Here is a 9,620-nt window from a genome sequence, read left to right as displayed (position 1 = left end):
CCGGCCCGCGGGTCCTCTGCCCGCGGGGCACCGGCCTCGGGGGCCCGCGCTTCCGGCGTGGCGGCCTCGGGTGCGAGGGCCTGCGGCACCACGGGGCCGGTCCCGGGCACCTCGGGCACCGGCGGTGCGGCCTCCGGCACCACGGCCTCCGGCACCACGGCCTCGGGCACCCCGGGCACCTCAGGTACCTCCGGCGCCTCGGGAACCGGCAGCGCGGCTTCGGACGACACGCTCTCGGGCGCGTCGGCTTCGGCTACGAGGGCCTGCGGCGCCACGGCCTCGGGGGCCTGGGGCACCGGCATCTCGACCCCGGGCGCCTCGGCCCCGGGCACGACGGCCTCAGGCGCCTCGGCTTCAGGCGCTTCTGCCTCAGGCGCCTCGGCCTGCGGCCCTGCTGCCTCCGGCGCTTCGGCTTCGGCTACGACGGCCTGCGGCACCGCGGCCTCGGGCACCTCGGGCACCGGCACCTCGGCCCCGGGCACGACGGCCTGCGGCGCCACAGGCTCCGTGGTCTCACCCTGCGGGGTGCCGGCCTGCGGGGCGCCGGCCTCCGGGGCGCCGGCCTCCGGGATCTCGGTGCTCTCCGGGCTCTCGGCACCGGTGCCCGCTCCCGACTCCGCAGGCGCCGGGGCGCCGGTCTGCGGTGCGAGGACGGGTCCGGCCTGCGTGACCGGCTCCGCCTGGGCGACGGTCTCCGGCACGGTGAGCGGCTCGGGCCCGGGGGCAGCCGCCGGCCCGGGCTCCGCGGTCATGGCCGCGGTGGGAGCGGTGACTTCCTGGGGCTCGGGCGCTGCGGGCTCCGGAGCGGGTGACGGCTCGGCAGCGGCGGCGGTGGGCTGCGGCGCGACGACGGCGGACGAAGCCGCCTCGGCCGCCGGTGGGGCATCGGTCTCCCGCACGGACGGGGCGGCCTGGGCCTCGGCCACCGGCGCCGCAGCGGCCTCCCCCACGGGCTGCGCCTCCCCGGCGGCAACGGCGATGGCGGGAGCGGGGTCGACGGGAGCGGGCTCGCCGGGTGCCGCGGGCGCGTCGGCCACAGCCGACGGCGTGGCGTTTTCCGGGGTCGCGACGGGCGCCGCCACGGGCACGAACCCGGTCGCGGGCTCCGCCGTGACGTCCGCGGCCGCCGCCTCCTCGGACACGTCGGGCACCTCGGCCCTGAGGGTGCCGGGCGCCTCGGCCGGCACGTCCGCCACGTTCTCGGCAGGGGCTTCGGCCGCGACCGGCGCGACCGGATGCGCGTCGGACTCCTCGGGGGCTCCGGCCACCGGCTCAGGGACGACCGTTTCTGCTGGCACGGCCGACGCGACGGCGGACACCGCACCGGCGTCGTCGGGAGCCGGTACCGGTCCCGTGGCGTGCGCCGGTGCGGACACGGTCTCCGGCTCGGCCTGCACCGTGCCCTCCGGCTCCGTCCGGACCGCCGCGTCAGGCGCCTGCGCCCCCCACGGGGCCGCGTCCTGGGGCTGGGCCTCCCCCAGCCGGGGGCCGGGCAGCCCGGAGACGTCGTCCGCGGGGATGTCGTAGTACTCGGGTCCGGTCGTCGCCGGTCCCGCGTGCCGGGCGGGCATCGGGCTGTGCGGCGTGCCGGCCGGCCCGCGGTCCGCGAGCGATCGCACCACACCGCCGCTCTGCACCCCGCTGTAGGAGGGCGCCTCCGGAGTCGCGGGGCCGCGGTGCAGGGGGCGCCGGGCCTGAGGGGCGGTGTGCGCGGCCACCGGCACCTGGGCGGCGGAGGAGCGCGCGGGAGCCGCGACGCGTACGCCGCCGGCGCCCGCGGAGCCGGGGGCGTGGCCACCGGCAGCGTCCTGCGGCGTGGACGGGGCCTGCGCACGCGGCTGCTGCTCGGGCAGGCCCGCCGGCGTCTCGCTCCAGGCGCCCTGCGGTGCCGGCATCAGGAGGAGGTCGTCGTCCTCGGTCGTGTGCTCGGAGGGTTCGAGGAAGGTGTAGGCGTCCGGGGCGGGGACGCCCGGCTGCTCCACCATGCCTGCGTTCTCCGGCAGTCCCTCGCCCGGGATCTGGCCGGTGTCAGTCATGCGTACCCCTCGCCCATCGTCAGTGCTCCTTCGGCCCTTCGCCGGGGTGCCCGAAACACGGCACGCCGGTGCTCGTCAAACCAGAACGAGCGGGCTCGCCGCGCGGCACGAAACGCGCGCGGAGGTCTACATTCTCGCGGTCGTTCGCCGCCGCGGCGAACACTTCCGCCACGGCACGCTGTGGACTGCGCCACGTTGCGCGTCCCCCGGTGATGCCGTACCACATCGCGGACCAAAACGTTCCCCTTTTCCGGACATTGACGAACGAACCGTCGAACGGCCGGGTGCGGTACAACAATCGGTCAGCCTACCTCGCGCCCCGTCGCGGCAGCCCGGGGGGCGAGGTCGGAACGCACGGCGGAGAGCAGGAAGACGACGGAGCGTTCGCGTTCGGTCCATGCGGAGGTGTCCAGTTCGACGGACTGGAGCAGTGAGCACTCGACGGAGTAGCCGTTCCCGGCGAGCGCCGCGCCCAGCGCCTCGGCCTCGTCCCGGTTCGACGCGTGGGTGACGATGCGTTCCGGCCGCCGGTCGGCGACCGCGGTCACGACGGGGACACCACCGCCGCCGATGCGCACGACATCCGGTTCGGGCAGGCGTTCCAGTACGTGGGGCGCCCGTCCCTGGACGACGTGGACGGGCACCTGGAAGGCGCGGGCCGCCGCCGCCGTCCGCGCGCAGGCGTCCGGGTCGCTGTCGACGGCCAGCACCGCCGCGCCGAAGCGGGCGGCCTCCACCGCGAGGGCCCCGCCGCCCGACCCGATGTCCCAGAGGAGGTCGCCGGTACGCGGGCCGAGCCGGGCCAGTTGGGCGGCGCGCAGACCGGGTGACCCACCCTCGCCCCGCCCGTCCGGGCTCCGGGGTGCGCCGGGTGCGCCGTAGGCCGCGGCGGGCAGGGCCCAGCCGCGGACCCCCTGGGGGCCGTCGGGCCGGCGTCCGCCGATCCAGGCGGCTGCGGACGTCTCGGGGCCGCTGCCGACGACGATCACGACGTTGGGGTCGCGCCAGGTGTGGTCGGCGACCTTGTCGGAGGTCAGGACGGTGACGCGTTCGCGCGCGGTGCCCAGTTCCTCGCAGATAACGAAGGTCCGGTGAACCCCTTCAAGGAGCAGGGCGAGTTCGGCGGGGCCGGCGCCCGGGGAGGTGAGGACGGCCACCTTGTGGTGCGCACGGCAGACGTTGACGGCGCGGCGCAGGGTGCGCGGGTGGGCGACGACTATCTGGGCGTCGTCCCACGGCATTCCGGCGCGGGCGAATGAGGTGGCCACGGAGGAGACGGCGGGGACGACCTCCACCTCGAGGCCGTGTTCGGGCGCGCGCAGGGTGCGTACGACGCCGAAGAAGCCGGGGTCGCCGTCGGCGAGTACCACGGGGCTGCCGCGGTGACCGGCGATCCTGCGGGCGGCCAGGTCCACACTGCCGAGGCGGACGCGTTCCGCGCGTTCCGGGATCTCCGGGAGGGCGAGGTGGTGGGCGGCTCCGGCGACGAGCGTGGCTGCCGAGAGTGCGGCCGTGGCCGCTCTGGTCAGTGGCGAGCCGTCCCAGCCGATCACCGTGACCCGGTCGGCCATCGTCGTCAGTCTCCAGGGTGTCGCAGGTGGTGGGGGCTCCGCACGGGCGTGCCGGGGCAAGGGTGAGCGTATCCGGTCCGGGCGGGCTTGTGACCGGCGGCTGCCGGGTGGTCACGAGCCCGTCGGCGCGGTGCCGGGCGCCGCGGGGCGAGGCAGGGCCCGTGGCGGTCGGTGGGGGCGGGGCACGGCGGGCCCGACGGGGTGGGGCGGGGGACCCGGGCCGAACGGTCGCCGGGCCGGGGGCGCGTCACTTCCAGTCGTTGTAGGTGCCGTAGTCCCCGGCGTCGGCCAGTTGTTCGGCGACGCCCTCCAGGTCCTCGGGCAGGAGCCCCCAGACGATGAGGTCGGTTCTGATGTCGGTCCAGCCGCCGTCGGTGCCGTTCTCGGTCCGGGTGCGGGCTATGCGGGCGTTGCGCAGGACCCCCTCGCTGATGCAGCCCAGTTTCTGGGCGACCTGCTGGGACGCGGTGTTGTCCGCGGGGGTGCGGAACTCGATGCGCTCGAAGGCCTGGTCCCGGAAGAGCCATTCGGCGAGGGCCAGCACGGACTCGGTGGCGTAGCCCTCGCCGCGCGCCCAGGGGGCGGTGATGTAGCGGACCTCGGTGGCCAGCGTGCGCCAGTCGGTGTTGAGGAGCCGGACGGAGCCGACGAGACGCTGGGTGAGGAACTCGGTGACGGCGAGGACGATCCCCCGGCCCTGGGTGCGTTCGGCGGGGGCGATCCTGCGGACCCACCGTTCGGCGTCGACCTGGGTGTAGGGGTGCGGACCGTCGATCCACGCGGTGACGAGTTCGTCGTTCATCATCTCGATGTACGCGGGGACGTCCGCCATGTCGAAGGGGCGCAGCACCAACCTGTCCGTGCTGATGGAGATGGACGGGAAGGTGGTAGTCATGCGCAGCTCCATGCCGAAGACCGTGTGAAGACACAGCATGCAGCATCGGGACGCCGGTGCGCATGGCCGGGTCGGCACGGCGGAGCCCCGCACACCCTGCCGGAGGGTGTGCGGGGCCCGGGGTGCCCGGCGTCCGGGGTCAGGAAGCGGCGGGCTTCCCGAAGGCGGGGACGATCGAGCCCTGGTAGGTGTCCTCGATGTACTTCTTGACCTCGTCGGAGTTGAGGAGCTTCGCGAGCTTCTGGACGCGGGCGTCCTTCTCGTTGCCCTCCTTGACGGCGAGGAAGTTGGCGTACGGGTTGCCGTCGGCGCTCTCCAGCGCCAGCGAGTCCTTGCCGGGCGTCAGGTCGGCCTCGATGGCGTAGTTGCCGTTGATGACGGCGGCGTCGACGTCGTTCAGGGCGCGGGGCACGGTGGCGGCCTCCAGCTCCTTGAACCGCAGGCCCTTCTTGTCCGTGATGTCGCTGAGCTTGGCGTTGGTGCCGACGCCCGCCTTGAGGGTGATGAGGCCGTTGCCGGCGAGGAGCTGGAGCGCGCGGCCCTCGTTGGTGGTGTCGTTCGGGACGGCGACGGTCTGGCCGGCCTTGATGTCCTTGATGTCCTTGACCTTCTTGGAGTAGAGGCCGAGGGGCTCCAGGTGCACGTCGACGACGGGCACGATGTGGGTGCCGTTCTTCTTGTTGAAGTCGTCCAGGTAGGGCTTGTGCTGGAAGAAGTTGGCGTCGACCTGGCCGTTCTCGGTGGCGGTGTTCGGCAGGACGTAGTCCGTGAACTCCTTGACCTCCAGCTTGAGACCGGCCTTCTGGGCCAGGTTCTTCCTGACGTAGTTCAGGATGTCGGCGTGCGGCGTCGGGGACGCGGCGACGACGAGCGCCTTGGTGGTGTCCGCGTCGGCACCGCTCCCGCCCTTGGCTGCGGGGTCGGAGTCCGTACCGCAGGCGCTGAGCCCGAGGGCGAGGGCGGCGGTGGCCGCCGCGGCGGCGGTGAACTTGATGGTGCTACGCACGAAGAGTGCCTCTTTCCGGTGGTGAAGGTGGTGCGCCCGGACAAGGAGTTCGGGGCTTGGTGAAGGGTGAGGTCTAGGTGGTGCGGCCCCGGCGGGCCAGCAGGCGTACGGCTCCGTCGCCGATCAGCTGGATCACCGTCACGATGACGATCAGGAGTGCGACGGTGATGAGCATGAACCGGTTGTCGAAGCGCTGGAACCCGTAGGTGACGGCCTTGGAGCCGAGTCCTTCGCCGCCGACCGCGCCGGCCATCGCCGAGTAGCCGATGAGCACGATGACGGTGGTGGTGACACCGGAGACGAGGGAGGGCAGGGCCTGCGGGAGGAGGACCTTGCGGACGATCGTGGGTATGGATCCGCCCATCGACTGGACCGCCTCGACGAGTCCGTGGTCGACCTCGCGCACCGCCGTCTCGACGAGCCGCGCGAAGAAGGGGATGGCGCCCACGGCGAGCGGGACGATCATCGCCGAGGGCCCGATGAAGGTGCCGACGACCCAGGTGGTGAAGGGGATGAGGGCGATCAGCAGGATGATGAAGGGCAGCGAGCGGCCGATGTTCACGATCACGCCGATGACCTTGTTCACCACGGTGTTCTGCAGCAGTCCACCCTTGTCGGTGAGCACCAGCAGGATGCCGAGCGGCAGTCCGCCGGCCACGGTGACCAGCGTGGACCACAGCACCATGTAGAGGGTGTCGGTGGTGCCCTGCGTGAGCAGTGGCTGCATTTCGGACCAGGTCACTTCGCCACCTCCTTGGTGATCGGTGCGGGGGCCTGGGCGGGGATGTCCGTGGTGCCGGCGGGTTCGCCGTCGACGATCTCGGCCTGGAGGCCCTGCTCGCGCAGGAAGCCGATCGGGACGACGTTCTCCTCGAAGCGGCCGGGCAGTTCGATGCGCATCCGGCCGATCTGCCTGCCGCCGACGGTGTCCATCGCGGCGCCCAGGATCGAGATGTCGATGTTGTACGTCCGGGAGAGCTGCGAGATCACCGGGCGGGCCGCGGCCTCGCCGTGGAAGGTGACGTCGACGACCGTGCGGTCGGGGCCGGACGCGGTGCCGCCGACCGGGAAGAGCTCGTGGGCCAGTTCGGATCCCGGGGTGGCCAGCAGGGTGCCGACGGTGCCCGACTCGACGATGCGGCCCCGCCTCATCAGGGCGGCCGAGTCGCAGACCGTCTTGACGACGTCCATCTCGTGCGTGATGAGCAGGACGGTGAGGCCGAGTTCCTGGTTGAGGTCGCGCAGCAGGTGCAGGATCGACCGGGTCGTCTCGGGGTCGAGCGCCGAGGTCGCCTCGTCGGAGAGGAGCACCTTGGGGTCGCCGGCCAGGGCGCGGGCGATGCCGACGCGCTGCTTCTGTCCACCGGAGAGCTGCCCGGGGTATGCCTTCGCCTTGTCGGCGAGGCCGACGAGGTCGAGCAGTTCGAGCGCCTTGCGGGTGCGGGCCTGCCCGGAGACGCCGAGGATCTCCAGGGGGAGTTCGACGTTGTCCCGGACGGTGCGCGAGTCCAGCAGGTTGAAGTGCTGGAAGACCATGCCGATGCGGCTGCGCGCCCGCCTGAGTTCCCTGCCGGCTCGCCGGCCGCGGCCGGCGAGTGCGGTGAGGTCCTGGCCGGCCACCGTCACGGTGCCGGACGTGGGGCGCTCCAGCAGGTTGACGCAGCGGATGAGGGAGGACTTGCCGGCGCCGCTCTGTCCGATGACGCCGTAGACCTCTCCTTCGCGGACGTGCAGGTCCACGCCGTCCAGGGCGGTGACCTCGCGGCCGCGTGACTGGTAGACCTTCGTGAGGCCCGAAGTGGTGATCACAGGGTTTCCGTCACTGTCGAGTGCGCGGCGCGGTGTCCGCCGGGCACGGGGCATTGGTCGGGTGGGACTGTCCTCGGTGGTCGACCGGTGGGAGTCCGGCACTGCCGCCGGGCGCGGTGGGCGGCCGGGCGCGGCACATGCCCGGGCGGGCTCGGTCCGCGGGTGGGCGGCCGGCACGGGCTCGGTCTCGCTTCGGGGCGCGAGGCTCAGGCGGGGGCCCTCAGAAGGCGCGCATTCGACACGTACAACGAGCACCGGGCGTGGTGATCGCCTCGGTCGCAGGGCTGCGGTAGCTCGTCGTGGTCATGGGCCAAGTAAAACAGACGTGACCTTCGACCGATCTCGGCTGTCCGCATAGCGGACACTCGTGGATGGCCGGCCCCCTCTTCCCGGGCACCCGCACCACCGCTCTGACCTGCGACGACGGGGAGCCGGGCACTCCGCCCGCCCGGCGGGCCGCCCCGGTTCACCGTGCGCGGGCTGTGGCCAAGGCCACGCTTCGCCGGCCGCCTTCCGGCCGGCCCGGTGCCAGGGCCGCACGCGGCGGTGCCCGGTGTCCGTAATACCCTCGCCTCATGCTCGACGCCCTGACGGTCGCGGTCGCCGTGACCGCGCTCGCCCTCGCCGCCTGGTGCGGACTCGCCGCCTACCGGGACCAGCCCACCAAGGACTGGCACTTCATCGGGATGGCCGTCGTCTCCGCGCTGGCACTCGCCCAGCTCGTGGTGGGGATCGTGCAACTCGCCCGGGGCGAGCGGCCGGACCAGGGCATGACGATCTTCATCGCCTATCTGATCGGGTCCTTCGCGGCCGTACCCGCCGCGGGCTTCCTGTCGCTGACGGAGCGGACCCGCTGGGGTTCGGTGACCGTGGCGGCGGGCGCCGTGGTGCTCGCCGTCCTCGAAGTGCGGCTCTACGACATCTGGGGAAACTGACCGTGGACGACATCGACCGCACCGGGACCTCCGCCGGGCCCCACCCCGGCCGGAAGCCGCAGTTCGAACTCGGCACGGGCCCCGGGCGCGTACTGGTCTGGTTCTACGGCGTGTTCACCGTGGCGGCCGCCTCCCGCTCGATCGTCCAGATGGTCCTGGACTTCGGCCGCGCGCCGCTGGCGTACGTCCTCTCGGCCGTCGCCGCCCTCGTGTACGGCTTCATCACGTACTCGCTGGTGCGGGGCGGCGAGAAGGCGCGCAGGGCGGCCCTGGTGTGCTGCGCCGCCGAGCTCGCGGGTGTGCTGGTCGTCGGGGCCTGGACGCTGGCGAAGCCGTCCGCGTTCCCGGACGCGACGGTGTGGTCCGACTTCGGCATGGGCTACCTGTTCATCCCGGTGATCCTGCCGGTCACCGGGATGATCTGGCTGCGACGGGCCCGGAGCGTGTGACCCCGGGCGCCGGTCACCCGGCGGGCGCTCACGCACTGGCGACGTAGGCCGGTGCGGCGGCCTCCTTCTCCAGCAGGACGATCCGGACGCCGTCCTCCACGGTGGCGTCGCCGACCCGGGCGTAGCCGGCCTTGCGGTAGAGCCGCAGGTTGCCCTCGCTGCGCTCACCCGTGTGCAGGCGGAAGCGCGTGGCGGAACGCCCGTCAAAGAGACCGGACTCGGCGGCACGCAGGAGGCGGGTGCCGAGGCCGTGGCCCCGGAGCCGGGGGTGGACGCAGAGCTTGCCGATCCGGCCGGTGCCGTCCTCGTCCGTGAAGCCCCGCACCGAGCCGACGACTTCGTCACCGAGCCGGGCGACGAACACCAGGTCGGTGGCGACTTCGTCGCGGACCGAGTCGAGGCTCTGGACGAGCGGCCCGATCCGGTAGTTGCCGTGGAGCTCCGCCTCGCTCTGGAAACAGAGGTACTGGAGCCTGAAGATCTGCTCGGCGTCCTGCGCTGTCGCCGCCGAGATGGTCACGCTCATGCCCATGTGTGCATGCCTCCCGCTCACCTGCTCCGCCGGTTGTCTACCGCTCCATTCCCCGCAGTTCAGGAGCCACAACCTCCGCCGCGAGCATTCTGCGCAGACATCCAAGGCAACGGGAACGCATCGGGCCCAAACTCCCCTGTGACATACCCAACTCCCCTGCGATTTCGCGGTACGTCGGGTCGTGAGGGGCCAGCATCGCCGCAAGTAACCGGGGGCATCTCCCGGGTAACCGCCCCACCGCGGCCCGCAGCGCCCGGCGTTCGTCGGCCCCCAGGACGATCCGCTCGGGGCAGCCGCTCCAGTCGTCCGGGGCGTCATGTCGAGGACGACGAAGCGTTCGGCTGTCAGTTCGGGGCGCCCCAGGTAGCCCACGGCCACGCCCGAGCC

9 protein-coding genes and 2 pseudogenes are annotated in these 9,620 nt (G+C 73.1%); 2 read left to right on the top strand and 9 right to left on the bottom strand.

From position 1 onward, the window contains the following. From ABZ371_RS23505 to ABZ371_RS23475, 7 genes and pseudogenes are all read right to left on the bottom strand, one after another. Positions 1-2,036, bottom strand: a pseudogene (locus ABZ371_RS23505) (hypothetical protein); the annotation flags it as partial. Between the two features lie 19 nt (positions 2,037-2,055). Continuing rightward, positions 2,056-2,334 carry a hypothetical protein gene (locus tag ABZ371_RS23500; protein WP_358682930.1) on the bottom strand — a complete coding sequence of 93 codons (279 nt, stop codon included), beginning with the start codon at positions 2,332-2,334 and terminating at the stop codon, positions 2,056-2,058. 4 nt (positions 2,335-2,338) lie between these two features. Beyond that, the gene (gene cbiE, locus ABZ371_RS23495; protein ID WP_358682928.1) at positions 2,339-3,607 is read right to left on the bottom strand and encodes a precorrin-6y C5,15-methyltransferase (decarboxylating) subunit CbiE; all 1,269 of its coding nucleotides are present in this window, start codon (positions 3,605-3,607) and stop codon (positions 2,339-2,341) included. 247 nt (positions 3,608-3,854) lie between these two features. Beyond that, positions 3,855-4,541 carry a GNAT family N-acetyltransferase gene (locus tag ABZ371_RS23490; RefSeq protein ID WP_358682926.1) on the bottom strand — a complete coding sequence of 229 codons (687 nt, stop codon included), beginning with the start codon at positions 4,539-4,541 and terminating at the stop codon, positions 3,855-3,857. 100 nt (positions 4,542-4,641) lie between these two features. Beyond that, entirely contained in the window at positions 4,642-5,508 is an 867-nt protein-coding gene (locus ABZ371_RS23485) for a MetQ/NlpA family ABC transporter substrate-binding protein (protein ID WP_358682924.1), read from the bottom strand. Positions 5,509-5,581: 73 nt separating this feature from the next. Next, positions 5,582-6,250, bottom strand: a complete 669-nt coding sequence (locus tag ABZ371_RS23480; RefSeq protein ID WP_358682922.1) for a methionine ABC transporter permease — start codon at positions 6,248-6,250, stop codon at positions 5,582-5,584. After that, on the bottom strand, positions 6,247-7,317 hold the full coding sequence (locus ABZ371_RS23475; protein WP_358682920.1) for an ATP-binding cassette domain-containing protein: 1,071 nt from the start codon (positions 7,315-7,317) through the stop codon (positions 6,247-6,249). Before ABZ371_RS23475 ends, ABZ371_RS23480 begins: the two co-directional genes overlap by 4 nt. Positions 7,318-7,892: 575 nt before the next feature. On the opposite strand from ABZ371_RS23475, the gene ABZ371_RS23470 reads away from it, so the two are divergent. After that, positions 7,893-8,252, top strand: coding sequence for a hypothetical protein (locus ABZ371_RS23470; protein ID WP_358682918.1), 360 nt, complete (start codon positions 7,893-7,895; stop codon positions 8,250-8,252). A gap of 11 nt (positions 8,253-8,263) precedes the next feature. Continuing rightward, positions 8,264-8,701, top strand: a complete 438-nt coding sequence (locus ABZ371_RS23465; RefSeq protein WP_358682932.1) for a hypothetical protein — start codon at positions 8,264-8,266, stop codon at positions 8,699-8,701. Between the two features lie 28 nt (positions 8,702-8,729). Here ABZ371_RS23465 and ABZ371_RS23460 read toward each other — a convergent pair whose 3' ends face one another. Further along, positions 8,730-9,233 (bottom strand): GNAT family N-acetyltransferase, encoded by a 504-nt coding sequence (locus ABZ371_RS23460; RefSeq protein WP_358682916.1) that lies wholly within the window; start codon positions 9,231-9,233, stop codon positions 8,730-8,732. A 37-nt stretch (positions 9,234-9,270) separates the two neighbouring features. Continuing rightward, positions 9,271-9,620, bottom strand: a pseudogene (locus ABZ371_RS23455) (sigma-70 family RNA polymerase sigma factor); the annotation flags it as partial.

The organism is Streptomyces sp. NPDC005899 (assembly GCF_040629645.1).
Classification (GTDB): domain Bacteria; phylum Actinomycetota; class Actinomycetes; order Streptomycetales; family Streptomycetaceae; genus Streptomyces.
This window is presented reverse-complemented; position numbering and strand designations above follow the sequence as displayed.

Excerpts from the sequence above, each read along its gene's own strand:
- cbiE (WP_358682928.1), bottom strand. The coding sequence starts at position 3,607 with ATGGCCGACCGGGTCACGGTGATCGGCTGGGACGGCTCGCCACTGACC.
- ABZ371_RS23460 (WP_358682916.1), bottom strand. The coding sequence starts at position 9,233 with ATGGGCATGAGCGTGACCATCTCGGCGGCGACAGCGCAGGACGCCGAG.
- ABZ371_RS23490 (WP_358682926.1), bottom strand. The coding sequence starts at position 4,541 with ATGCTGTGTCTTCACACGGTCTTCGGCATGGAGCTGCGCATGACTACC.
- ABZ371_RS23470 (WP_358682918.1), top strand. The coding sequence starts at position 7,893 with ATGCTCGACGCCCTGACGGTCGCGGTCGCCGTGACCGCGCTCGCCCTC.